The organism is Massilia scottii (assembly GCF_030846495.1).
In the GTDB taxonomy this organism is placed as follows: domain Bacteria; phylum Pseudomonadota; class Gammaproteobacteria; order Burkholderiales; family Burkholderiaceae_D; genus Telluria_A; species Telluria_A violaceinigra.
Window position 1 is genome coordinate 257514 of record NZ_JAVCWM010000007.1, and the last position, 24288, is coordinate 281801.

At 62.6% G+C, this 24288-nt stretch carries 18 protein-coding genes; 5 read left to right on the top strand and 13 right to left on the bottom strand.

What is annotated here, in order from left to right; all coding sequences use genetic code 11:
• Positions 1-10 precede the first annotated feature (10 nt).
• The 10 genes from ileS to RBA41_RS12505 all read right to left on the bottom strand — a co-directional run bounded on the left by ileS (position 11) and on the right by RBA41_RS12505 (position 13551).
• Positions 11-2938 carry an isoleucine--tRNA ligase gene (gene ileS / locus RBA41_RS12460; RefSeq protein ID WP_306624192.1) on the bottom strand — a complete coding sequence of 976 codons (2928 nt, stop codon included), beginning with the start codon at positions 2936-2938 and terminating at the stop codon, positions 11-13.
• 72 nt (positions 2939-3010) lie between these two features.
• Positions 3011-3982, bottom strand: a complete 972-nt coding sequence (locus tag RBA41_RS12465) for a bifunctional riboflavin kinase/FAD synthetase (RefSeq protein WP_306624194.1) — start codon at positions 3980-3982, stop codon at positions 3011-3013.
• Between the two features lie 132 nt (positions 3983-4114).
• Positions 4115-5356 carry a tetratricopeptide repeat protein gene (locus RBA41_RS12470; protein ID WP_306624196.1) on the bottom strand — a complete coding sequence of 414 codons (1242 nt, stop codon included), beginning with the start codon at positions 5354-5356 and terminating at the stop codon, positions 4115-4117.
• A gap of 67 nt (positions 5357-5423) precedes the next feature.
• Positions 5424-5861, bottom strand: coding sequence for an ExbD/TolR family protein (locus RBA41_RS12475; protein ID WP_306624198.1), 438 nt, complete (start codon positions 5859-5861; stop codon positions 5424-5426).
• A gap of 80 nt (positions 5862-5941) precedes the next feature.
• Positions 5942-6382, bottom strand: a complete 441-nt coding sequence (locus RBA41_RS12480) for an ExbD/TolR family protein (RefSeq protein ID WP_099875535.1) — start codon at positions 6380-6382, stop codon at positions 5942-5944.
• Between the two features lie 6 nt (positions 6383-6388).
• A complete protein-coding gene (locus tag RBA41_RS12485) occupies positions 6389-7327 on the bottom strand; it encodes a MotA/TolQ/ExbB proton channel family protein (RefSeq protein WP_306624200.1) in 939 nt (312 codons plus the stop codon).
• An 88-nt stretch (positions 7328-7415) separates the two neighbouring features.
• The gene (locus tag RBA41_RS12490) at positions 7416-8078 is read right to left on the bottom strand and encodes an energy transducer TonB (protein ID WP_306624202.1); all 663 of its coding nucleotides are present in this window, start codon (positions 8076-8078) and stop codon (positions 7416-7418) included.
• 648 nt (positions 8079-8726) lie between these two features.
• Entirely contained in the window at positions 8727-10253 is a 1527-nt protein-coding gene (locus RBA41_RS12495; RefSeq protein WP_306624204.1) for a SpoVR family protein, read from the bottom strand.
• A 30-nt stretch (positions 10254-10283) separates the two neighbouring features.
• The gene (locus RBA41_RS12500) at positions 10284-11552 is read right to left on the bottom strand and encodes a YeaH/YhbH family protein (RefSeq protein WP_306624206.1); all 1269 of its coding nucleotides are present in this window, start codon (positions 11550-11552) and stop codon (positions 10284-10286) included.
• 76 nt (positions 11553-11628) lie between these two features.
• Positions 11629-13551, bottom strand: a complete 1923-nt coding sequence (locus tag RBA41_RS12505) for a PrkA family serine protein kinase (RefSeq protein ID WP_099875539.1) — start codon at positions 13549-13551, stop codon at positions 11629-11631.
• Between the two features lie 584 nt (positions 13552-14135).
• On the opposite strand from RBA41_RS12505, the gene RBA41_RS12510 reads away from it, so the two are divergent.
• Together RBA41_RS12510 and RBA41_RS12515 are read left to right on the top strand one after the other, a co-directional pair.
• Positions 14136-15167 (top strand): adenosine deaminase, encoded by a 1032-nt coding sequence (locus RBA41_RS12510; protein ID WP_306624208.1) that lies wholly within the window; start codon positions 14136-14138, stop codon positions 15165-15167.
• 18 nt (positions 15168-15185) lie between these two features.
• Complete coding sequence (locus RBA41_RS12515) at positions 15186-17717, top strand: ABC transporter permease (RefSeq protein WP_306624210.1); 2532 nt, start codon at positions 15186-15188, stop codon at positions 17715-17717.
• 11 nt (positions 17718-17728) lie between these two features.
• Here the strand turns inward: RBA41_RS12515 and RBA41_RS12520 are convergent, their stop codons facing one another.
• Together RBA41_RS12520 and RBA41_RS12525 are read right to left on the bottom strand one after the other, a co-directional pair.
• Positions 17729-18733 carry a response regulator gene (locus RBA41_RS12520; RefSeq protein WP_306624212.1) on the bottom strand — a complete coding sequence of 335 codons (1005 nt, stop codon included), beginning with the start codon at positions 18731-18733 and terminating at the stop codon, positions 17729-17731.
• 20 nt (positions 18734-18753) lie between these two features.
• Positions 18754-20064 (bottom strand): sensor histidine kinase, encoded by a 1311-nt coding sequence (locus tag RBA41_RS12525; protein WP_306624214.1) that lies wholly within the window; start codon positions 20062-20064, stop codon positions 18754-18756.
• A gap of 152 nt (positions 20065-20216) precedes the next feature.
• On the opposite strand from RBA41_RS12525, the gene cqsA reads away from it, so the two are divergent.
• The 3 genes from cqsA to RBA41_RS12540 are packed head-to-tail and all read left to right on the top strand — an operon-like array spanning position 20217 to position 23213.
• Positions 20217-21461, top strand: coding sequence for an alpha-hydroxyketone-type quorum-sensing autoinducer synthase (gene cqsA / locus RBA41_RS12530; RefSeq protein WP_306624216.1), 1245 nt, complete (start codon positions 20217-20219; stop codon positions 21459-21461).
• Between the two features lie 32 nt (positions 21462-21493).
• A complete protein-coding gene (locus RBA41_RS12535; RefSeq protein WP_306624219.1) occupies positions 21494-21883 on the top strand; it encodes a group II truncated hemoglobin in 390 nt (129 codons plus the stop codon).
• A 4-nt stretch (positions 21884-21887) separates the two neighbouring features.
• Positions 21888-23213: a DNA recombination protein RmuC gene (locus RBA41_RS12540; protein WP_306624221.1), complete on the top strand. Its 1326-nt coding sequence runs from the start codon at positions 21888-21890 to the stop codon at positions 23211-23213.
• A gap of 48 nt (positions 23214-23261) precedes the next feature.
• On the opposite strand, the gene RBA41_RS12545 is transcribed toward RBA41_RS12540, so the two are convergent.
• Complete coding sequence (locus RBA41_RS12545; protein WP_306624223.1) at positions 23262-24134, bottom strand: MHFG family PEP-CTERM protein; 873 nt, start codon at positions 24132-24134, stop codon at positions 23262-23264.
• Positions 24135-24288: the final 154 nt, after the last annotated feature.

Genomic DNA, 24288 nt, shown 5'->3' on the forward strand with positions numbered 1-24288 from the left:
GTGTTGTTGTTTATGCGAAGGCGCGCTTCTCGCCGCTGCCGAACAAATTGCTGAAGCAGCGGCCGCACAGGCCCGCGTGCTCGGCGTGGCTGCCGACGTCGGCGCGATAATGCCAGCAACGCTCGCATTTCGGCGCGGCGGAGGCGGCCACCACGATCGCTTCGCCGGCATCGTCGGCCACTTCGGCTACCTGGGCCTGCGAGGTGATGAAGACGAATTTGAGGTCGTCGTCCAGGCTGGCCAGCAGGCGGTATTTGTCGCCGCTGGCCTTGATGGTCAGTTCCGCCTGCAGCGACGAGCCGATGGCGCCCGAGACGCGCAATTCTTCCAGCTGCTTGGTGACGTCGGTGCGCACCGCGCGCAAGGTCGTGTATTTGTCCAGCAGGGCGGCGCCGTCGGCCACCTCGGGCAGGGTCCAGAACGTTTGCGTGAAGATGGTTTCGTCGCTGGCGGCAAAGGCGCCGGCGTCGGCAAACACGGCCCACGCTTCCTCGGCGGTGAAGCTGAGCATCGGCGCCATCACGCGCAGCAGGCTTTGCGTGATGTGCCACAGCGCGGTCTGGGCCGAACGGCGCGCCGCGGAATCGACGGCCGACGTGTACAGGCGGTCCTTGAGGATGTCGAGGTAGAAGCCGCCCAGGTCTTCCGAGCAGTAGTTCTGCAGCTTGGAGACGACCGGGTGGAACTCGTAGCGTTCGTAGTGGCTGGCGATATCGTTCTGCAGCGCGGCCATGGCGGCGATGGCGTAGCGGTCGATCTCGAGCAGGTCGGCCGTCGGCAGCGCGTGCTTGGCGTGGTCGAAGTCGGAGGTGTTCGCCAGCAGGAAGCGCAGGGTGTTGCGGATGCGGCGGTACGATTCGGTCACGCGCTTCAGGATCTCTTCGGAGATCGACAGTTCGCCCGTGTAGTCGGTCGAGGCGACCCACAGGCGCAGGATGTCGGCGCCCAGGGTGTCGGAGATTTTTTGCGGCGCCATCGTGTTCCCGAGCGACTTGGACATCTTCTTGCCCTCGGCGTCGACCGTGAAGCCGTGCGTGAGCAGCGCTTTGTACGGCGGGCAGCCATTGAGCATGGACGATGTCAGCAGCGAGGAATGGAACCAGCCGCGGTGCTGGTCCGAGCCTTCCAGGTACAGGTCGGCCGGGAAGTGCGACTGGGCCGCGTGCGAGCCGCGCAGCACGGTCTGGTGGGTGCAGCCGGAATCGAACCAGACGTCGAGCGTGTCCTTGTTCTTGACGTACATGTCGGCCTCAATGCCCAGCAGGTCCTTCGGTTCGATATCGAGCCAGGCATCGATGCCGCGCTCTTCGAACAGCTTGGCGATTTGCTCGAGCAGCTCCGGCGTGCGCGGGTGCAGCTGGCCGGTTTCCTTGTGCAGGAAGAAGGCCATCGGCACGCCCCACTGGCGCTGGCGCGACAGGGTCCAGTCGGGACGGTTTTCGATCATGCCGTGCAGGCGCGCCTGGCCCCAGTCCGGGAAGAAGCGGGTTTCGGTGATGCCCTTGAGGGCCGTCTCGCGCAGGGTCGGGCCGCCGTCTTTCGGCGTGACGTCCATGCCGGCGAACCACTGCGAAGTGGCGCGGTAGACGATCGGGGTCTTGTGGCGCCAGCAGTGCATGTAGCTGTGGTCGAACATCTTCAGCTCGAACAGCGCGCCGGCAGCGGTCAGCGCGGCGCAGATCGGTTTCGACGCTTCCCAGATGGTCAGGCCGCCGAACAGCGGCAGGGTCGAGGCGAAGCGGCCGTCGCCCATCACCGGGGTGAGGATCTCGTCATCCTTCATGCCGTGCGCCTTGCACGAAATGAAGTCGTCCAGGCCGTAGGCAGGCGCCGAGTGGACCACGCCGGTGCCGCTTTCGGTGGTGACGTAATCGGCCATGTACATCGGCGAGAGGCGGTCGAAAAACGCATCGTCCGCGTGCAGCGGGTGCTTGAACGCGATGCCGTCGAACGCCTGGCCCAGGCACGTTGCGACGACCTTGCCTTCGAGTTTGTAGCGCAGCAGGCAGGACTCGGCCAGGTCGGCCGCCAGGATGAGCAGCAGCGGCTTGCCGTCGCGCGTGGTTTCGACCAGCGCGTAGCTCACTTCCGGATTGACGTTGAGCGCCTGGTTGGACGGAATGGTCCATGGCGTGGTGGTCCAGATGACGATGAAACCATCGCCGGCCGGCAGCGCGGGCAGGCCGAACGCGGCGGCCAGTTTGTCGTGCTGGGCGAACGGGAAGCCGACGTCGATGGCCGGATCGCGCTTGTCCTGGTATTCGACTTCCGCTTCGGCCAGGGCCGAGCCGCAATCGAAGCACCAGTTCACCGGTTTCAGGCCGCGGTACACATAGCCCTTGTCGAGCAGGGTACCGAGCGAACGCAGTTCATCGGCCTCGTTGCGAAAGGCCATGGTCAGGTAGGGGTTGTCCCATTCACCGAGCACGCCCAGGCGAATGAAGCCGGCGCGCTGGCGGTCGACCTGTTCGAGCGCGTAGGCGCGTGCCTTGGCCAGCACGTCCGCGGTCGGCAGGTTTTTGCCGTGCAGTTTTTCGATCTGGATTTCGATCGGCATGCCGTGGCAATCCCAGCCCGGCACGTAGGGCGCGTCGAAACCGGCGATGCCGCGCGATTTGACGACCATGTCTTTCAGGATCTTGTTGACCGCGTGGCCGAGGTGGATGTCGCCGTTGGCGTACGGCGGGCCGTCGTGCAGCACGAACATCGGACGGCCCTTGGCCGCCTTGCGCACGCGCTCATAGATTTTCTTGTCCTGCCATTGCTTGACCCAGCCCGGTTCGCGCTTGGCCAGGTCGCCGCGCATCGGGAACGGGGTGTCGGTCATGTTGACCGGGTATTTGCTGACCGGCTTGGCTTCCTTTTTCCCGTCTTTTTTGGCGGCCTGTGGGGCTTGCTGGTTCTGCTCTGGTTTGCTGGTTTGGCTATTGTCGGACATATTTTTCTTCAAGGAGGTGTATCTGGGTGTCTTCGATTGTGACGCAGGTGGCAGCGGGCTGCGGGTGCGGCGTCAAATTCGGTCGGTGGCGGTCAGGGCGGCGGCGCGCCGCGCGAACCAGGCGCGCGCCCGGTCGCTGTCGCGCGCGATCGCGGCGGTCAGGGTGGCCAGGTCGGTGTATTTTTCTTCGTCGCGTATCTTTTCCAGGAATTCGACGCGCACCATCTTGCCGTAGCAGGACTGGGCGAAGTCGAACACGTGCACTTCGAGCAGCACGCGGCCGCTGTCGTCGACGGTGGGGCGCACGCCCAGGCTGGCCACGGCGGGCAGCGGCTCGGGCCCGAGGCCATGCACCTGGACGATGAAAATGCCCGACAGGGCAGGGCGGTGCGCCACGCGCAAATTAAGCGTGGGGAAGCCGAGCGTGCGGCCCAGCTTCTGGCCGTGGATCACGTGGCCCGACATGGCGTACGGGTGGCCGAGCAGCTGGCCGGCCTGGCCGAAGTCGCCCGCGGCCAGCGCGCTGCGCACGGCCGACGAGGAAATGCGCTGGGCGCCGTGCATCACGGTGGGCAGGGTCTCGACATGAAAGCCGTGGCGCTTGCCCGCTTCGACCAGCATGGCGACATTGCCGGCGCGCCGCGCGCCGTAGCAGAAATCGTCGCCGACCATCAGCCACTTGACGTGCAGGCCCTCGACCAGCACGCGTTCCACAAAATCCTGGGGCGAAATGGCGGCGAAGTGTTCGTTGAAGTGTTCGACGATGACGCGGTCGATGCCGGCGTTCGAGAGCGACTGCAGCTTGTCGCGCAGGTTGGCGATGCGGTTCGGGGCTTTCGACAGGTCGCCGGCGCGGCGCGCGAAAAATTCGCGCGGATGCGGCTCGAACGTCATCACGGCCGCTTCCAGTCCCAGGTCGGAAGCGGCGGCGCACACGCGCGCCAGCAATGCCTGGTGGCCGCGATGGACACCGTCGAAGTTACCGATCGTGAGCGCGCAGGGCGCGCGCGCCCGGTCGTTGGGAAGTCCGCGAAAAACCTTCATAGGGTGCTCTTGGGATGACTGTGCATGAACAGGCCAACATAATCGAAACAGCGATTATACGTTCAAAGCTAAAAAGCGCTGCCTGCAAGATGCAGACAGCGCTTTCAGGAGACTACGTTGTCGCAGTGCCGATCAAGTCATTGGATGGTTGATGGCCATGATCCAGTAGCGTGCCAGTTCGGCCGTGCCGTCCTTGCCGCCCACCGTTTTGAGGGTGGAGATGGCTTTGGCTTTCTTGCCGGCGGCGGCGTAGGCCTGGCCCAGGCGCAGCTTGGCGTCTTCCGGACGCTTGAGGTTACCGGCGGCGATGGCTTTTTCCATCAGCGCCAGACCCTTGTCGGCCTGGCCGGCTTGCACCATGGCGTAGCCCAGGCTCACCAGACCGTCGTTATCGGCGACCTTCTCCAGCGATGCTTCGGTGGTGGCGAGGTTCTTGTTGAACTCGGCCAGGGTTTTGTCGGCCAGGTCTTTCAGGCGCTGGTGACGCGGCGCGTCGGCGCCCACCCCGAGGATGCCTGCCTTGTAGCCCTTGTCGACGATCTTGACCGCTTCCGCAGCGGCGCCGTCGCGCAGGACCAGCTGGGCCAGTTCCATGTATTCGCTCGGCTTTTTCAGCAGGTTGTTGGCCAGTTGCAGGCGCGAGACGTCGACGCGCAGGCGGTCGGCGAAGCCAGGTTTGCTGACGATGCGGTTGAGCAGGTCGGCCCAGTAGCTCGCCTTCGGATAGTGGGCGGCGAGTTTTTCGATCGTCGCCACATAGCCTACCTTGTCGCCGCTCTTGTTCTGCAGGTTAGCCATCCATTGCAGCGCTTCTTCCGGCGGGGTGCGGCCGGCTTTTTCGGCGGCGCGCAGGTCCGCTTCGAGCAGCCTGGTGGCTTCGGCGACGTTACCCATCGCCATGTGATTCTGGATCAGGTAGGCGCGCAGCTTCGGGTCGTCGCGCTCCTTGAGCGAACGCTGGATGGCGGCGTTGGCCTTGCCGAATTCCTTGGCGCGCATGTAAATGCCGATCAAGCCTTCGGAGAAATTGGCGCGTTCGCTGGCGGACAGTTTGCCCGAGTCGATCAGTTTTTCGAAGGAGCGGGCGGCCATATCGTAGTCGCCGGCGGTCGAGGCGGCGGCAGCGCGCACGCGTTCGATCAGGTATTGCTCATTGGCGGTCGGGTTTTTGCCGTCGAGCTTGCGCAGTTCGTTCAGCGCATCCTTGGCGCGTCCGGCTTGCATCATTTTCTGGGCAGCCTGCAAAGGACCGCCGATTTCCGCGCGCACGGCTTCAGCTGCATATGCAGTGGACAGACCGAGGACGGGCGTTGCTGCGGTAAAGCCAAGAGCGGCCATGGCGAGGCCGAGGTGTGCGAGACGAAACTTGATCATTGGGAATCTTTCAATCAAAAGCGAAACGGCAGGTTTACCCTGCCGTATCGTCAATTAGCAATAGCGCTTATTGGAACTGTTCGTTACCGACCATGCCGATCTTTTTCACGCCAAGACGCTGAGCAGTTGCCATGACGCCGGCAACATACTTGTACTCGACCAGCTTGTTCGGACGCAGGTGCACTTCCGGCTGATCCGCATCCGGCATAGCCGACACCGCGTTCATCTTCGCTTCCAGGGCAGCGCGGTCAGGGACGACCTCGTTGTTCCACAAAATCGTGCCATCGAAGTCGACGTCCACCGTGATAACCACTGGCGGCGTCGATACGAGTGGAGGCGGAGCGCCCACAGGCATGTTCAGGTTGACCGAGTGGTTCTGTTTCGGAATCGTGATGATCAACATGATAATCAAGACCAACATAACGTCGATCAAGGGGGTCATGTTCATTTCCATCATTGGTTCCGGATCCGCACCGGCGGCGGGGGAACCGACATTCATACTCATGATGTTTCCTTTTCTAATGTTGGAACCCGCAAGGCGCGGGACCGGTGCCGCTGGTCCCGCGCCCTGCCGAAGGAGGGCTCTTAGCGGGTGCCGCCAGTTTTATCTGGTGGTTCCGTGATAAAGCCGACCTTCTGAATCCCAGCACGCTGTGCCGTGAAGATCACCTTGCCGATGAACTCGTAACGCGTCTGTTGATCGCCGCGTACGTGCACTTCAGGCTGCGGCAGCTTGACGGATTCCTTTTTCAGGAACTCGAACAGCTCGGTCGTGTCGTTCAGACGGGTCTGATTCCAGTACATGTCGCCTTCTTTATTGACGACGATGTTCACCGTGGTTGGCTTAGGTTTCAATGCCTGGTTGGTTTCCGAAGGTAACGCGATCTTTTGCAGTTTCAGAACCACCGGGCTCGTAATCAAGAAGATAATCAGCAGAACCAACATGATGTCGACAAGCGGCGTCGTGTTGATTTCTGACATGACTGCATCTTCTTCTCCGCTATCGGAGCCGACGCTCATGGACATGGTGAATTATCCGATCTTTTTAGCGCCGGCAGCACGGCCAGCTTCGCTCGTCGACATGGCACCCGAAATCAGGACCGAGTGAACGTCAGCGCTGAACGAGCGGACATCTTCCATGGCCGACTTGTTACGACGAACCAGCCAGTTGTAACCCAGAACCGCAGGAACCGCAACGAACAGACCGAACGCGGTCATGATCAGCGCTTCACCCACTGGACCTGCAACCTTGTCGATCGATGCGTTACCCGACATGCCGATGGCGGTCAGTGCATTGTAGATACCCCACACCGTACCGAACAGACCGATAAACGGTGCGGTCGAACCAACGGTTGCCAGGAACGACAGGCCGTCCTGCAGACGCGATTGAACTTTGTCGACAGCGCGCTGGATCGACATCGTCACCCAGGTCGACAGGTCGATCTGCTCAAGCAGGGCGCCGTCGTGGTGATTGGTTGCCTTGGTGCCGGTTTCAGCGATGAAGCGGAATGGGCTGCCTTCTTTCAGGGTAGCCGAACCAGCTGCGATCGACGATGCTTTCCAGAACTTGGCCTGGGCTTCTTTCGATTGCTTGAAGATCTTGGCCTGGTCGATCAGCTTGGTGATCAGGATGTACCACGAACCCATGGACATCAGCGACAGGATGATCAGCGTGCCTTTGGAGACGAAGTCGCCTTCTGCCCACAGTGCTTCGATACCGTACGGGTTATGAACCGCTTCTTTTTCGCCTTCTTTGACTGCTGGAGCCGCTGGTGCTTCAGCCGCTGGTGCTTCAGCCGCCGGCGCTGCTGGAGCAGCTGCGTCTGGAGCTGGCGCCGCCGCATCTGCCGCAGGGGCTGCCGCTGGAGCAGGAGCGTCAGCGAAAGCTGGTGCGGAGACCAGCGCTGTAGCTGCTGTAACCGAGAACAGGACAGCCGCCAGTGCAGCGGACAAACGGGTATTCTTAAACATGCTTCCTCCAAATTTATAAAATAATCAGTTCGCTGAACATAATGACAACGAAAATCACAGTAGTGAGACTAAACTGCCGCCTCGGTTCTTAATCCAGCGTCCAGACGTATTGCATTTGCATCCACGCTTGTTCCGGCTTGCCATCAACCATGGTTGGCTTGAACCTGCACTTACTAATACCGGCCTGCGCCGCTTTGTCCAGATCGCGGAAGCCGCTCGACTTCACGATCTTCGAATCGGCGACGCGACCGTCAACACCAATCAGGAAAGACAAGGTTACCGTGCCGGTTTCTTCGTTACGCAGGGAAGCTTTTGGGAACTCCGGTTTTGCGCAAGTGTTGAAATCGGCGACCGCTGGGATGCGGACTGGATTTGGATTAGCCGGCGCTGGTGGTGCAGGAGGCGCTGGGGGTGTCGGGCGTGGCAGTTCCGTCGTGGTCGGCTTGACATTGGTCGCCGTGGCGATCGTGTTCTGCACCGGTGGCGGCTGCTGTACGTTCACTTCGACCGGCGGGATGAATGGAGGCGGAGGCGCCTTCATTTCAGGCGGCGGCGGCGGTGGCGGAACATCCGGCGGCGGAGGAGGTTTGACCTCTTCGACAATCTTGGTTTCCACTGCTTCAGCCATTTTCGTGACCATGCGGGTGCCAAGACCGCTTACGATCCCCCAAGCCACCAATGCGTGAATAGCGATAACGACCGCAATGCCAGTGAAATTCTTCCCGGGGTTCTTATCATGCGAAAAATTCATGCCTGCTTTCTCCAATACCAACTCTTTTTGTTGCTACTAAACCCACAAAACACGACAAGACCTTGAGCCGCATCCGGGACGTCGGCGAATTATACCTACGAATTCTTTTTTTACCATACATTTTTACGGCTCCAAATCGGTTCGATTCAGAGCGTGAAAACGATTGTCAAAGGCCTCGCTAGAGCCGTGACCTGCATCTTCCGGTAAAAAAAGCAATACTAAAATGCTACGTCAATTTGAAGGGCATGCAAAAACGTACAAAATGCATGGAACAATGGATTGAGCCCGTTGTTTCTTACACTTTGCTGACACTCCGCCAAATAGTATTCGACCCCGCCGTGGCGATTATGCTAACTATAGCTAGTTTCATTGAGGGGGGGCGTACTGTTGAAAGCCACGGTTGCGCATCCGGGAACTTGCTGTCGAAAGGCTGGCTGCGCAGCGCCCGCAAGACCGTCATCGCGTCGATGCCGGACCAGTCGGGCGCGCCAAGCTATGCGCCTGGCTAATGACTGTCATCACGTCAGCAATATAGCATATTGATGCGTGCGTACCAGTCTTTTTTGCGCGGACATGGACGATTCTGTTGCGCTCATCTGGTAGGGCCGGGTGGGGAGCCCGGCAGCCGGACTTCCACCGGCTGGCGGATCAGGCGCGGCTGCGCTTCTCGCGCTTGCACTCGAGGCTGCTGAGGATGTTGCCGGACGGGTCGACGGTGTCCAGATGGACATCGAAGCCCCACAGGCGCGCCACGTGCTTGAGCACTTCCTGGGCGTGCTGGTTGAGCGGGCGGCGCTGGAACTGGGTATGGCGCAAGGTCAATGCCCGGTCGTCGCGCGTGTTGACCTGCCAGACCTGGATGTTCGGTTCGCGGTTGCCCAGGTTGTACTGCTCGGCCAGCTGCTGGCGCACGTAGCGGTAGCCGCGTTCGTCGTGGATGGCCGAGATGGTCAGCTTGTCGTTCTTGTCGTCGTCGAGCACGGCGAAGAAGTGGAAGTCGCGGATCAGCTTCGGCGAGAGGTACTGGGCAATAAAACTTTCGTCCTTGAAATTTCTCATCGCAAAGTCGAGTGCTACCCGCCAGTCGGTGCCGGCAATCGCGGGGAACCAGTCGCGGTCTTCCTGGGTCGGCTCTTCGCAGATGCGGCGGATGTCGCTCATCATGGCAAAGCCGAGCGCATACGGATTGATGCCGCTGTAGTACTGGCTGGTGGCGGGCGGCTGGTAGACGACGTTGGTATGGCTTTGCAGGAATTCCATCATGAAGCCATCGCCGACGATGCCCTCTTTATATAGTTCCTGCAAAATCGTGTAGTGCCAGAAGGTGGCCCAGCCCTCGTTCATGACCTGGGTCTGGCGCTGCGGATAGAAGTACTGGGAAATCTTGCGCGTGATGCGCACCATTTCGCGCTGCCAGGGTTCGAGCAGGGGCGCGTACTTTTCGATGAAGTACAGCAGGTTTTCTTCGGGCTCGGGCGGGAAGCGCGGGATCGCGACATCGGCCGCTTCCTCGTCGCGCCGCGGCACCGTGCGCCACAGCGCATTGACCTGGGACTGGGCGTACTCCTCGCGTTCTTTCTGCCGCGCATTTTCTTGCGCCATCGACAGCTTGGCGGGGCGCTTGTAGCGGTCCACGCCGTAGTTCTGCAGCGCATGGCAGGAATCGAGCAGCAGCTCGACCGCATCGATGCCGTGGCGCTGTTCGCACTCGGCAATGTAGTTCTTCGCAAACACCATATAGTCGACGATGGCGTCGGCGTCGGTCCAGGTGCGGAACAGGTAGTTGCCTTTGAAGAAGGAGTTATGCCCGTAAGCAGCATGGGCAATCACCAGCGCCTGCATGGTCAGGCTGTTTTCTTCCATCAGGTAGGCGATGCAGGGGTTCGAGTTGATGACGATCTCGTACGCCAGGCCCATCTGGCCGCGCTTGTAGCTTTTTTCCGTGGACAGGAAATGCTTGCCGAACGACCAGTGGTTATAGGAAACGGGCATCCCGACCGAGGTGTAGGCATCCATCATTTGCTCGGCGGTGATGATTTCGAGCTGGTTGGGGTAGGTGTCGAGGCCGAATTTTTTGGCGACACGGCGGATTTCTTCGTGCGCGTGCTCGATCAGGTCGAAGGTCCACTCCGACTGCTCGGGCAGGGCGCGCGGGTGTTTGGGGTCTCTTGGCATGGCTGTGTTCTCCTGGTGCCGACGAGTTAACTATTTTGGCTGCTTCTTGAATAGTTCACGGAAGACCGGATAAATGTCGGCAGGTGTGACAATTTTTTGCATCGCAAAGTTCGCATGGTGATTCGACACTTCGGCGTACTGCTCCCACAGGTTCTGCGGCGGGCCGTCGGTGATTTCCACATACGTGTAGTACTGGACCGAGGGCATGATGGTGTTGATCAGCAACTGCTTGCACAGCACCGAGTCGTTGTCCCAGTTGTCGCCGTCGGACGCTTGGGCGACGTAGCTGTTCCATTCGCCGCTGCCGTAGCGCTCGCCGATGATCTTGGTCAGCAGGTGCAGCGCCGAGGACACCACGGTGCCGCCCGATTCGCGCGAATGGAAGAATTCTTCCTCGTCCACTTCGGACGCGGCCGTGTGGTGGCGGATGAACACCACCTCGATCTTGTCGTAGGCGCGCTTGAGGAACAGGTACAGCAGGATGAAGAAGCGCTTGGCGGTATCCTTGCGCGTCTCGTCCATCGAGCCCGACACGTCCATGATGCAGAACATCACGGCTTGCGTCATCGGCTTGGGCACCTTGATGCGGTTGCTGTAGCGCAGGTCGAACGGGTCGATGAAGGGAATCGCCAGCAGCTTGGTGTGCAGATGATGAATCAGGCGCTTGAGTTCAACCACGCGCAGGTCGTCGAGCGGCACGCCTTCTTCCAGCAGTGCGATCAGTTCGTTCTCGGCTTCCAGCACGGCCTTGCGCGAACTGCCGCCGACCGCGATGCGCCGCCCCAGCGCCCCGCGCAGCGAGCGCAGCACGTGGATGTTGGACGGCGTGCCCGACATATTGTAGCCGGCGCGCTGGTTCTTGAATTCCGTGGTGGCGGTCAGCTGGGTCTTGACCATATTGGGCAATTCCAGGTCTTCGAAGAAGTAATTCATGAATTCTTCGCGCGAGAGCTCGAAGATGAAATCGTCTTCCGATTGCTGGTCGCTGTTGCCCGCCTTGCCGCGTCCCGATCCGCCGCCGCCCTTGGGCCGGTTGAACTGGTCGCCTTTCTGGTATTCCTTGTTGCCGGGGTTGATGGTTTCCCACACGCCGCCGTGGGCGTGGCCGAAGTTCGGCTCGTTCACATCCTTGACGGGAATCGACACCTTCTCGCCATTTTCAATATCGGTGATCGAGCGGCCCTTGATGGCCCGCCCGACAGCGTCCTTGATCTGGCTTTTGTATCGCCGTAGGAAGCGCTCTCGGTTGATCGCTGACTTGTTCTTGCCTTGCAAGCGTCGGTCGATGAGATAAGTCAAAACGGGCCTCCTGCTTCAAATCCTGGTGTATCTGCACGCCGTGGCGGGCTTTTTCACGGCCCGCCGCCAGGCCGTCTTACGATGACTTGCGCACGCGCAGATACCATTCGCACAGCAGGCGCACCTGCTTGGCGGTATACCCTTTTTCCACCATGCGCGCCACGAAGTCGGCGTGCTTGTTCGCGTCCTCGGCACTGGCCTTGGCGTTGAACGAAATGACCGGCAGCAGTTCCTCGGTATTCGAGAACATCTTCTTCTCGATCACGGTGCGGAACTTTTCATAGCTGGTCCACGCCGGATTCTTGCCGCCGTTGGTGGCCCGGGCACGCAATCCGAAGTTCACGATCTCGTTGCGGAAATCCTTGGGATTGCTGATCCCGGCCGGCTTCTCGATCTTTTCCAGCTCGTTGTTGAGCGAATCGCGGTCGAAACTCTCGCCGGTGTCGGGATCGCGGAATTCCTGATCCTGGATCCAGAAATCGGCGAAGGTCACGTAGCGGTCGAAAATGTTCTGGCCGTATTCCGAGTAGCTTTCCAGGTAGGCGGTCTGGATTTCCTTGCCGATGAACTCGACATAGCGCTGCGCCAGGTGCTCCTTAATATAGGAGAAGTAGCGCTGCTCGGTTTCGGGCGGAAACTGCTCGCGCTCGATCTGCTGCTCCAGTACATACAGCAGGTGCACCGGATTGGCCGCCACTTCGGTATTGTCGAAGTTGAAGACCTTCGACAAAATCTTGAACGCGAAGCGGGTCGACAAGCCGTTCATGCCTTCGTCCACCCCGGCATAATCGACATACTCGTGCATCGACTTGGCCTTCGGATCGGTGTCCTTCAGGTTTTCGCCATCGTAGACCAGCATTTTGGAGAAAACACTCGAATTTTCCGGGTCCTTCAGGCGCGACAGGATCGCGAACTGCGCCATCATCTTCATGGTGCCCGGCGCGCACGGAGCTTGCTCGAGCGACGAGTTGCGGATCAGCTTATCGTAAATCTTGATCTCGTCCGACACGCGCAGGCAGTACGGTACCTTGACGATGTAAATCCGGTCGAGGAACGCTTCGTTATTGCGGTTGTTGCGGAAGGTTTTCCACTCCGATTCGTTCGAGTGGGCCAGGATGATGCCGTCGAACGGAATCGCGCCGAAGCCCTCGGTACCCTTGTAATTGCCTTCCTGCGTGGCCGTCAGCAGCGGATGGAGCACCTTGATCGGCGCCTTGAACATCTCGACGAATTCCATCAGCCCCTGGTTGGCCAGGCACAGGCCGCCGGAGTAGCTGTAGGCATCCGGATCGTCCTGGGCGTAATCTTCGAGCTTGCGGATATCGACCTTGCCGACCAGCGAAGAAATATCCTGGTTGTTCTCGTCGCCCGGCTCGGTCTTGGAAATGGCGATCTGCTTGAGCACCGACGGATAGCGCTTGACCACGCGGAACTGGTTGATGTCGCCATTGAATTCGTGCAGGCGCTTGACTGCCCACGGGCTCGGAATGGTGCGCAGATAGCGGCGCGGAATGCCGTAATCCTCTTCCAGGATGACGCCGTCTTCTTCCTCGTTGAACAGGCCGAGCGGCGATTCGTTCACCGGCGAGCCTTTCAGCGCGTAGAAGGGCACCTGTTCCATCAGCACCTTGAGCTTTTCGGCGATCGACGACTTGCCGCCGCCGACGGGGCCGAGCAGGTAGAGGATCTGCTTGCGTTCCTCCAGGCCCTGCGCGGCATGGCGGAAGTACGATACCACCTGCTCGATGACTTCCTCGGTGCCGTAGAAGTCGCGGAAGGCCGGATAAATCTTGATCACCTTGTTGGCGAAGATGCGCGACAGGCGCGTGTCGTTGCGCGTGTCCACCAGGGTCGGCTCGCCGATCGCGGCCAGCATGCGTTCCGGCGCGCTGGCATAGGTGAGCTTGTCCTTTTTGCACAGTGCCAGATACTCAGAAAGGGAATATTCCTCTTCGCGGGTACGCTCGTAGCGAGCTGCGTAGTTGTCAAAAATGGTCATTTGAATGTCCTTTAATGTGCTGTCACTACTTCACTGTCACTGGCAGTCGTACCGTCGGCGTGCTGTCCAGCCCTGGTCGTTGGCGTACTTTCTTTGAACCGCCGCCGGCATTCCTGTTCCAGTAATTCTGAAACAAAAAACGGATAACGATATTTATTATTTTTACCGGTGTTTCCCGGTGATTTTGCGCGTGCCGACAACGTCTTCTTACGCCTATGAAATTTATTATGTGCCTAATAGTTCCGGAAGTCAAAGTAATGTAGAGTAAGCTGATGTAACGATGTTAAGTGTTTGATTTAAAACGAAAAAACAGCATGTTTGCAGCTTCGGGTGCTGTCTCTTTTTTGCCTTAGATGTTCGTTATGCATGTCGTCTTGATCAAGGTTTCCTGCACTAATGTAAGAAGCACATCGCGGCCATCGGGGGTGATTGGATAGTGCACGAACTCGGCGTCCGATGGCGCACGAAAATCGCCGTTCGTGTCACACATTTTCCACCGCGAACTTTGCGCACGGCGCGCTTGCGGCGTGCGCTTGCGCTACACTGCGCTCTGACGACACACCTATTACCGACGGAGAAAGACGATGCTGAACGACCAGATGAGAAATATTGTGCAACAGATGCCCAAGGCCGAATTGCACATCCACATCGAAGGTTCGCTCGAACCGGCGCTTATTTTTGCGCTTGCGCAAAGAAACGGTGTTTCCCTGGCTTACGGCTCGGTGGAAGAGTTGCGTGCCGCCTATGCCTTCAGCGACCTGCAATCCTTCCTCGACATTTATTATGCGGGCGCCAGCGTCTTGCTCAAGGAGCAGGACTTCTACGATATGACCATGGCTTACCTGGTGCGTTCCCACGCCGACAACGTGCGCCATGCCGAAATCTTCTTCGACCCGCAAACCCACACCGCGCGCGGCGTGCCGTTCGAGACGGTGATCAACGGCATCTGGCGCGCCTGCCAGGACGGCCCCATCAGCGCGACCCTGATCATGTGTTTCCTGCGCCACCTGAGCGAAGACGACGCCATCGCCACCCTGGAAGAAGCCTTGCCCTTCCGCGACAAGATCATCGGCGTCGGCCTCGACTCGTCCGAGCGTGGCCATCCGCCAGAAAAATTCACCCGCGTGTTCGAGCGCTGCCGCCAGCTCGGCCTGCGCCTGGTGGCCCATGCCGGCGAAGAAGGTCCGCCGGCCTACATCGAAACCGCGCTCGACGTGCTCAATGTCGAGCGTATCGACCACGGCGTGCGCTGCCTCGAGAGCCCGGAACTGACCGCGCGCCTGGCCAGGGAGCAGATCGCGCTGACCGTCTGCCCGCTGTCGAACGTCAAGCTGCGCGTATTCGGCGAGATGGAAGCACACAACCTCGTGACCCTGCTCGACGCCGGCCTGGTGGCCACCGTCAATTCGGACGACCCGGCTTACTTCGGCGGCTACATGAACGACAACTTCCTGGCCGTGTTCGACGCCTTGCCGCTTACCGCCGCCCACGCGTGCCAGCTGGCCCGCAACAGCTTCACGGCCTCCTTCCTGGCGCCGGAAGCGAAGCGCGCCTTCCTCGCCGAAGTCGACCAGTTTTTTGCCAGCGCCAGCGCCGGCGCCAACGCCACCATCTAAATCGACCGCCACGCTGCCATGCTGATTCAATCGCTTCGAATGACCGCGCGCGACTGGCGCGCCGGTGAACTGCGCTTCCTGCTGATCGCCCTGATCATCGCCGTCTCGGCGCTGTCGGCGGTGGGTTTTTTCATCGACCGCATGCGCAGCGGCCTCAATCGCGATGCGCACCAGCTGCTCGGCGCCGACCTGCTGGTCAATGCCGACCAGCCGCTCGATCCCGCCTGGCGCGCCGAAGCCGTCAAGCGCGGCCTGGTGCTGGCCGATACGGTGACCTTTCCCAGCATGGCGCAGGCGGGCGAGGGCGATCAGTCGGTGTCGCAGCTGGCGGCGATCAAGGCCGTCTCGCCCGGCTATCCGCTGCGCGGGCAGCTGCGCATCACCACCAGTGTCGACCAGGCCAGCGCCGCGCTGGGCGACAAGACCGACACCACGCCCGCAGCGGGCACGGTGTGGGTCGACCCGAATATTCTCAGCGCGCTCAAGACCGGCGTCGGCAGCCGCATTCGCGTGGGCGACAAGGAATTCACGATCGCCCAGCTGATCGCCTCGGAACCGGACCGCGGCCCCTCGTTCGCCAATTTTTCGCCGCGCGTGATGATGTCCCTGGCCGACCTGGCTGCGACCAACCTGATCGACAACGGTTCGCGCGTCACCTACCGCCTGCAGGTGAGCGCACCGTCCAACAACGACACCAGGAACGTCAAGGCATTCGAAGAATGGATCACGGCGCGCATCGAAGCGGACAAGGTGCGCGGCGTGCGCGTCGAATCGCTCGAAAACGGCCGCCCCGAAATGCGCGCCACGCTCGACCGCGCCGACCGCTTCCTGTCGCTGGTCGGCCTGCTCTCGGCCATGCTGGCGGCGGTCGCCGTGGCCATGGCCGCGCGCCGCTTCATGCTGCGCCACCTGGACGCCTGCGCCATGCTGCGCTGCCTCGGCCTGACGCAAAACCAGGTCACCATGCTGTACCTGATCGAATTCGCGCTGGTCGGCCTGGCCGGCAGCGCGCTCGGGGTGCTGGTCGGCTTCGGCGGCCACTACGTGCTGATGCAGCTGATCGGCTCCATGCTCAGCACCGACCTGCCGCCGGTCTCGTTCCTGCCGGCCCTGCAGGGCATCGCCACCGGCATGCTGCTGCTGGTCGGCTTTGCGCTGCCGCCGGTTCTGCAATTGCGCAATGTGCCGCACAACCGCGTGATCCGGCGCGAACAGGCCGCGCCCAAGCCGATGGCGCTGGCCACGTACGGCCTGGGCCTGATCGTGTTCGTCGGCCTGATGCTGTGGCAGGCCGGCGACGTCACCCTGGCGCTGTCGACCGCGGCCGGCTTCCTGGGCGGCTTCGCCGTCTTCGCGCTGGTGGCGTGGGGCGGCCTGGCGTTTCTGAAGACGCTGCGCGGCGCGATCGACAACCAGAGCTGGCGCTTCGCCGTCACCTCGCTGCAGCGCCGCCCCGGCGCCACCATCGTGCAGGTGGTCTCGCTCGCGCTCGGCCTCATGGCCTTGCTGCTGCTGACCGTGGTGCGCGGCGACCTGATGACGGCCTGGCGCAGCGCCACGCCGCCGGACGCGCCGAACCGCTTCATCATCAACATCCTGCCCGACCAGAAAAACGAGGTGGCCCAGCGCATCGCCGCCGCCAAGGTCAGCGAAGCGCAGCTGTTCCCGATGATCCGCGGGCGCCTGACCGCCGTCAACGGCAAGCCGATCACCGCCGCCAGCTACGACAACGACAACGCGCGCCGCCTGGCCGAGCGCGAATTCAACCTCTCGACCACGCTCGACATGCCGGCCTCGAACCAGATCGTGGCCGGCCAGTGGTACAAGGATGCGCCGGGCGTGGCCGAAGCCTCGGTCGAACAGGGCATCGCCAAGACGCTCGGCCTGAAACTGGGCGACACCATGCGCTTCGATGTCGGCGGCACCGAGGTCGACGCCAGGGTGACCAGCCTGCGCAAGCTCGAATGGGGCTCGATGCGGGCGAATTTTTTCGTCATCATCAACCCGGCCGCGATGGAGAAAACCTCGCAAACCTTCATGACGGCCTTCCACCTGCCGCCGGCGCAAAGCGGCTTCACCAACGCCCTGACGCGCGATTATCCGAACCTGACGGTGATCGACGTGAGCGGCATCATCCGCCAGTTGCAGGAAGTGCTGGACCAGGTGGTGACCGCGGTCGAATTCCTGTTCATGTTCACCCTGGCCTCCGGGGTGCTGGTGCTGTACGCGGCCTTGATGGGTTCGCAGGACGAGCGCACCCGCGAGTCGGGCCTGCTGCGCGCGCTGGGCGCCACCCGCAAGCAGCTCTCGCGCGCCCAGTGGATCGAGTTCTCGCTGGTGGGCGGGCTGGCCGGCCTGCTGGCCGCGTCGGGCGCGGCCGCGCTGGGCTGGGCGCTGGCCACCTGGCAGTTCAAGTTCCCGTGGACCTTCAGCCCGATGGTGTGGCTGGCCGGGCTGGTGGTGGGCGCGCTGTGCGCCATCATCGGCGGCTGGCTCGGGCTGCGCAATGTGCTGCGCCAGCCGCCGTTGCAGACCTTGCGCGGCACCTAGGCAGGCTCGCCTCAAGGCGCCGCCGTCTCGCATTCGCGCTCGCGCAGGAAGGCCTCGAACGGGTGGGCCGGCTGTTCCAGCTCGCCCGGCGCCAGCGGGAACAGGGCCCAGTAATAGTTGGTCTGCGTCCCGCGGCAGCGCTGCGCGGGCGCGGTCCAGCGGTGCCAGTTCTTGGCGAAATCGCGCGCATACATGCCGTCGCCCTCGCGAAAATACGGCACGATGCAGCGCTCGCGCACCGCCTGCAGGAACGACGGCGGCGCGTCGTTGTCGCAACCGACCTCGTAGTGCGCGTTCATCCCGGCCTCGGTTTCGACCACCATCAGCTGGGCGCGGCCGCGCGCATCGTACAGCAAGATGCCGGCCGGATTCGGATACAGATAGTGTTCCACGATCCCGTGCTGTTCCGCCACCATGCGCACCACCGCCGAAAACGCCGGATCGCTCAGGAAGCTGTGGTTGTGCAGCTCCAGCAGGTCGCGCAGCGGGTCGGAACGGGCCGCGAAATACGCCTGCTGCAGCGACACGATTTCGGCTTCGAGCTTGTCGAGCGCACCGTCATCGCTCTTTTTGATGTAACGGTCGATCAGGCCGCGGTTGAAGGCGTCGACCGCCACCTTTTCGTCGGCCACGCCGGTAAACAGGATTTTCTTGCAGGGCAGGTGGCGCAGCGCCTCGCACAGCTCCAGCCCATCCATCTGCGGCATCGAATAATCGACCACCACCACCGACGGCGTCATGAAGCGCTCCGGCTCGAAGCTGATGCGGTGGATCTGCTCGATGTCGAAGGCCACGTTGCAGCCCTCCATCGGCCCGGGATAGGTATCGTAGCTGGCCGCCAGCCGGCCCGGCTGCGGCTCGCCGTGGGCGCCGATCCAGGCCAGCGCGCTGCTGGTGTCGGCAAAACATTTGCTGGCCAGCGCCGGATCGAGCTGGAAGGCGACGCTTTTCAGGAAGCTGTCGCTGTCGTCGATCAGGACGGTCAGGCTGGGATGGCTGTAAATCGGCAAGGGCATGCTGGACCTTTCATATGGGGTCAATGCGGGGGCGGCGGCGCGGGCATGCGCGGGAATTCGAGCACGAACATGGTGTAGCCAAGCTCGCGCGAGACGCAACGGATGCTGGCCTGCCAGGCATCGATGATGTCCTTGCACAGGGCCAGGCCGATGCCGGCGCCGGAACTCGGTGGGTAAGAATAGAAACGCTGGAAGATCATCGGCAGGTGGCGCGCGGCGATGCCGCAGCCGGTATCGATCACCAGCAGGCGCGGCGTGTCGGGGCGGCCGTCGACGACGATGCGGATGCGTCCCTTGCCGGCCCGGTGCAGCGCCTTGAGCGCGTTGCGCAGCAGGTTGAGCAAAATGACGACCGACAGCTCGTGCTTGCCGGCGAAGCGGAAGTCGGTGCGGATGTCGACGCTCACCGCATCGCGCTGCGACTGCGCCGCGAACGGATAGCGCCGGATCACCGACTCGACCACCTCGCGCATCGACACTTCCTCGGTCGCTTCGAGCTGCTGCTCGACCGCGCTGGCCGACAGCAGGAACAGGTCGATCATGTGGTTCATGTGGCGCACCTCGTACTGGATGCGCGCCATCGCGTCGCCCATCGCCTGCCAGTCCGCCTCGCTGGCCTGGGCCGGCGGCGTGATGCGGCGGTGGATGCCGCGCACATTGGCCTCGACGCTGATCAGGGGCGTGCGCAGTTCGTGCGACACGCTGGCCAGGCCGTGCGCCATGCCGGCCAGCTTCTCGCGCGCCAGCGCCCCGCGCCCGGCCTTGGCTACCGACACCGCGACGATGGTGAAGGCGTAGATCGGCAGCTGTTCCAGCACCGTGTGGCTGAGCATGAAGGCCGGTTCGCCGACCAGCGCAAACAGGGCGCAGGCCAGCACGCTGCCGGTGGCGCAGGCGCTCAGCGCCAGGCGCGTGCGAAAGTGGAACAGCACCGTCAGCGCGATGAGCAGCGACTGGCTCCACACGGCCGAACCGTGATTCATCAGGTACATGAACGCGAACTGGAACGGCAGCACATAGGTCACCGCGATGAACAGATAGGCATTCACGAAGCGCCCGCGCAGCAGGCGCCCGGGGGCCAGCGCCGGCAGGCACAGGGCCGCGCCGATCAGGCGCAGCGTGAGGCTCTCGAACTCCTGCGGGAACCAGTAGGTCCAGATCGAATAATAGGCCGGCATGCCCAGGAAGCCGATCCACGCCAGCAGGATGAAGCGTCCGGTCGCATGGGCGTGGTGACGCTCGTTGTGCACCAGCCATCGCAGCAGCCAATGGAGGATCAATTCGCGCAGACGGTCGGTGAAAAACGGGGCGGGGGCGCTGGCAAACATCATGGAAAGGTTTCCGGACTCGCAGTGGTGGGCTGGAAAGGACAATCTTGACCTATGTTGATATTTTGCAATTTGATATATGTCAAGCTCCATCGATGTTGCAGGAATGTCAAGGAAGGGCGGCACAGAATGGATAATTTTTCCAAGGAGAATTCATGTCTTTTGCTGCCGATCAATTTTCGCCTGCCGTGCGCGCCGAACTGGCCATGCCCTCCTTCGTCACCGGCCGCATGGATGAGCATTACGTGACCCGGGTCGCGCAGTTGCTGGGCGGCGAACATCTGCATGTCTGGACGCCGCCCCAGCCGGGGGCAATCATGTTGGCGAGCAACGACTACCTGTGCATTTCCGGCGAAGCGGCCTTGCTGGAGGCGCAGGCGCGCTGCCTCGTCAGGAACCAGGCGGGCATGCTGATGTCGTCGGTATTCCTGCAGCAGGGCAGCGCCCAGCACCGGCTGGAAGCGAAGCTGGCCGCGTTCATGGGCGCCGAAGACGGCGTGCTGACCCAGTCCGGCTGGGCCGCCAACGTCGGCCTGCTGCAAACCATCGCCGGGCCGGGCGTGCCGGTCTATCTCGACATGATGGCGCACGCCTCGCTGTGGGAGGGCGTGCAGTCGGCGCAGGCCACGGCGCTGCCGTTCCTGCATAACGACGCGGCGCACCTGGAACGCCAGGTACGCAAGCACGGTCCCGGCGTGATCGTCGTCGATGCGCTCTACAGCACCAACGGCAGCGTGGCGCCGTTGGCCCAGGTGGCGCGCATCGCCGCCGACAGCGGCAGCATCCTGGTGGTCGACGAATCGCACTCGCTCGGCACCCACGGCCCGCGCGGGGCCGGGCTGGTGGCGGCGCTGGGACTTGGCGGGCAGGTGCACTTTCGCACCGCCTCGCTGGCCAAGAGCTTCGCCGGGCGCGCCGGCTTCATTACCTGTTCCAGCCATTTCAAGGGCTACTTCCTGTCGGCCTCGCGCCCGGCGATTTTCAGCTCCTGCCTGCTGGAGCACGAACTGGCGTGGTTCGACGCGGCGCTCGACTTCATCGCCGGCGCCGATGGCCGCCGCGCCGCGCTGGCGCGCACCGCGCGCACGGTGCGGGATGGCCTGCGCGCACTGGGCTACAACGTCGACGACGGCAGCGAACAAATCGTCGCGCTCGAAGCCGGGCCGGAACCGCGCACGCTGGCGCTGCGCAAGGCGCTCGAGCGGCGCGGCATCCACGGCGCCGTGTTCTGCGCGCCGGCCACCGCCAAGAACCGCTCGCTGGTGCGCCTCACGCTCAACAGCGGCCTGACGGGCGCGCAGTGCGCGCGCCTGCTCGACGCCTGCGCCGACATGCGTCTGGAGGTCGGCATGGACAGCTGGCCATCCACGCGGCGCCTGCGCCGCCTCACACTGGTCTGACAGCGGCGCGCCCGCTGCGCTATCATGGCGGCATGAGTGAACCACAAACCCTGTATGACGTCATCGGTGGCGCAGCGCGCGTGCGCGAAATGGTCGACCGCTTCTACGACCTGATGGAGCTCGAGCCCGAGTTTGCCGGCATCCGCGCGCTGCATCCGCCGTCGATGGAAGGCTCGCGCGAAAAGCTGTTCATGTTCCTGAGCGGCTGGATGGGCGGGCCGGACCTGTTCGTCGAACAGGTCGGCCATCCGCGCCTGCGCGCGCGCCACCTGCCGTTTGCCATCGGCAGCAACGAGCGCGATCAGTGGCTGCGCGCCATGGCGTGGGCGATGGAAGATATCGGCATCGACGAAGCGCTGCGCCTGCGCCTGATGGAGTCGTTCTACCAGACCGCCGACTGGATGCGCAACCAGCCCGGTTGATGCCATGACCCAGACCGAATTCCTGATCCTCGCCGCGCTGGCGGTTGTCATCATCATTCTGCAGGCGGTACTGCTGCTGCGCGCGCGCGGCGCGGGCGGCGGCAGCAGGGCCGAGCTGGAACGGCTGGAGCGCGAACTGCGCCTGGAACTGCAGGCCGGCGCCCAGGGCACGCGCCAGGACATCGGCGCGACCCTCGCGCAGTATCACGGCGCCACCGTGCAGCAGCTCGACAGCATGCGCCAGCAGATCCACCTGGCCAGCGTCAGCGGGCGCGAAGAGCAGTCGGCCACGCTCAAGCGCTTTGCCGACACCATGCACCAGACCCTGTCGGCGCTGACCGAATCGAACGCCCGGCGCATGCTGGAAGTGCGCGCGACGCTGGAAGCGAAGATCCGCGACCTGCAGAACGATAACGGCGCGCGCCTGGAAGAGATGCGCAAGACGGTCGACGAGAAGCTGCACGCCACGCTGGAAACGCGCTTGTCCGAATCGTTCCGCCAGGTGTCGGAGCGGCTGGAGCGGGTGCACCAGGGGCTGGGCGAGATGCAGCAGCTGGCCATCGGCGTGGGCGACCTGAAACGCGTGCTCACGAACGTGAAAACGCGCGGCACCTGGGGCGAAGTGCAGCTTGAAATGCTGCTCGAACAGGTGCTGACGGTGGACCAGTATGCCAAGAACGTCGAGACCATTCCCGGCAGCGGGGCGCGGGTCGAGTTTGCGATCAAGCTGCCCGGCCATGTCGAGGGCGGCGCGCCGGTGTGGATGCCGATCGACGCCAAGTTCCCCAAGGAGCAGTACGAGCGTCTGCTCGACGCGGCCGACCGGGCCGACGCCGAGGGCGTGGCGCTGTCCGGGCGCGAGCTCGAACGCGCGGTGCGGCTGGAAGCGAAGACCATCTGCGACAAGTACGTCTCGCCGCCGCTGACCACCGATTTTGCGATCCTGTTCCTGCCCACCGAGGGGCTGTATGCGGAGGTCATGCGCAGGCCGGGCCTGGCCGACGATCTGCAGCGCAGCTTGCGGGTGTCGATTGCGGGCCCGTCGACCCTGTCGGCGATTCTGAACAGTTTGCAGATGGGATTCCGTACCTTGGCGCTGGAGAAGCGTTCGTCCGAAGTGTGGCAGGTGCTGGGGGCGGTGAAGACGGAGTTCACCAAGTTCGGCGATGTGCTCACGCAGACCAAGCTGACCCTGGAAAAGGCGGCCAAGAATATCGAGAACGCCGAAGTGCGCAGCCGCCAGATGGCGCGCAAGCTCAAATCGGTGGAGGCGTTGCCGAGCGAAGCAGCGCAGCTGATGCTGGGGCCTGATATCGACAGCGAGGCATAAAGCGCAAGCGCTAGAAAACCGTCATTTCCGCCAATGACGGTTTCGGAGCTAGCGTGCGCTCGAACGGCGCCGCGCGGCACCCAGTACCGCGGCCAGTCCCAGCGCCATCATCATCCATTGTTCCGGCTCGGGCACCGGCACCGCGGGCAGGTTGGTTTCGGGGACGGGCGTCAGGTCGATGCCGGTGGTCGGGCCATCCCTGAACGGCGGGCCGAAGCCACCGGGCCCGATCGGCGGGACCGGAACCCCGCCCTGGTAGCCAATCAGTCCCGGCGGCGTGGTCGTGGCACGTTGCGCAATGGGCGATGTGGGTTCGGCGCTGGTGCCGCGCAGCGCCAGCGCCAGTTCGCTTTCCGGTGGTGGTGGGTCCTGCGACAGCGACATCGACGAACCCGGCCCGCCCCCCTCGGCGCGCCCTCTTGACGGCCCGCTGGTGCCGAGGCGGCGAATGCGGCTCACATTACGGCACACGGTCGGCACCAGGATGCAGTGATCCTCTTCGCAGTACACCAACCCCGCCTGTTTGGTCCTGGCGCTCCATCCGGCGCGCGAGACGCTGCCGCACACGGTGTCTGCGCCGAAATGCATGTCGCGGATCTTCGGTTCGTAGTAGTTCTGGCCCTTGATCGAGTCGCGTCCGATGGTGACGAATTCATCGAAATTGCGGTCGGCCATGCGCTCCTTGAGGCGCGTGCGCACCAGCGGCGGAATGTCGCGGTAACGGTCGACCGCCGCCACCACATCGCCCATGAAGGGGTTCACGCCGGGACGGTCCCAGCTGCATTTCTCGACACGGGTGCTGGACGCTGCCTGGACCGGGTTGGCCGCCAGTATCAGCACCGCTCCCAGCATGAATACGCAGGCCCGCACAGGCCCGGGAACCTTGTAACTTGGGACGGCAATGCTGCTTGCGGGCTTCATGATCTCTGACCAAATTGGTTGGGGTAGAGATTGATATTAGCAAGCAGGCTGGTCCGTTCTCCAATAAAACGTGGCGATACAGGTGATAGTAAATTACTATTAATGATGCTTTTAAGGCATTTCTCCTATGAAAACTCCGTAGAAAGCACAGCAA

Coding starts and splice junctions, on each gene's coding strand:
- RBA41_RS12495 (WP_306624204.1), bottom strand. CDS start 10,253: ATGCCAAGAGACCCCAAACACCCGCGCGCCCTGCCCGAGCAGTCGGAG.
- RBA41_RS12525 (WP_306624214.1), bottom strand. CDS start 20,064: ATGATGTTTGCCAGCGCCCCCGCCCCGTTTTTCACCGACCGTCTGCGC.
- cqsA (WP_306624216.1), top strand. CDS start 20,217: ATGTCTTTTGCTGCCGATCAATTTTCGCCTGCCGTGCGCGCCGAACTG.
- RBA41_RS12520 (WP_306624212.1), bottom strand. CDS start 18,733: ATGCCCTTGCCGATTTACAGCCATCCCAGCCTGACCGTCCTGATCGAC.
- RBA41_RS12545 (WP_306624223.1), bottom strand. CDS start 24,134: ATGAAGCCCGCAAGCAGCATTGCCGTCCCAAGTTACAAGGTTCCCGGG.
- RBA41_RS12535 (WP_306624219.1), top strand. CDS start 21,494: ATGAGTGAACCACAAACCCTGTATGACGTCATCGGTGGCGCAGCGCGC.
- RBA41_RS12485 (WP_306624200.1), bottom strand. CDS start 7,327: ATGTTTAAGAATACCCGTTTGTCCGCTGCACTGGCGGCTGTCCTGTTC.
- RBA41_RS12540 (WP_306624221.1), top strand. CDS start 21,888: ATGACCCAGACCGAATTCCTGATCCTCGCCGCGCTGGCGGTTGTCATC.
- RBA41_RS12480 (WP_099875535.1), bottom strand. CDS start 6,382: ATGTCCATGAGCGTCGGCTCCGATAGCGGAGAAGAAGATGCAGTCATG.
- ileS (WP_306624192.1), bottom strand. CDS start 2,938: ATGTCCGACAATAGCCAAACCAGCAAACCAGAGCAGAACCAGCAAGCC.
- RBA41_RS12465 (WP_306624194.1), bottom strand. CDS start 3,982: ATGAAGGTTTTTCGCGGACTTCCCAACGACCGGGCGCGCGCGCCCTGC.
- RBA41_RS12505 (WP_099875539.1), bottom strand. CDS start 13,551: ATGACCATTTTTGACAACTACGCAGCTCGCTACGAGCGTACCCGCGAA.
- RBA41_RS12475 (WP_306624198.1), bottom strand. CDS start 5,861: ATGAGTATGAATGTCGGTTCCCCCGCCGCCGGTGCGGATCCGGAACCA.
- RBA41_RS12490 (WP_306624202.1), bottom strand. CDS start 8,078: ATGAATTTTTCGCATGATAAGAACCCCGGGAAGAATTTCACTGGCATT.
- RBA41_RS12470 (WP_306624196.1), bottom strand. CDS start 5,356: ATGATCAAGTTTCGTCTCGCACACCTCGGCCTCGCCATGGCCGCTCTT.
- RBA41_RS12510 (WP_306624208.1), top strand. CDS start 14,136: ATGCTGAACGACCAGATGAGAAATATTGTGCAACAGATGCCCAAGGCC.
- RBA41_RS12515 (WP_306624210.1), top strand. CDS start 15,186: ATGCTGATTCAATCGCTTCGAATGACCGCGCGCGACTGGCGCGCCGGT.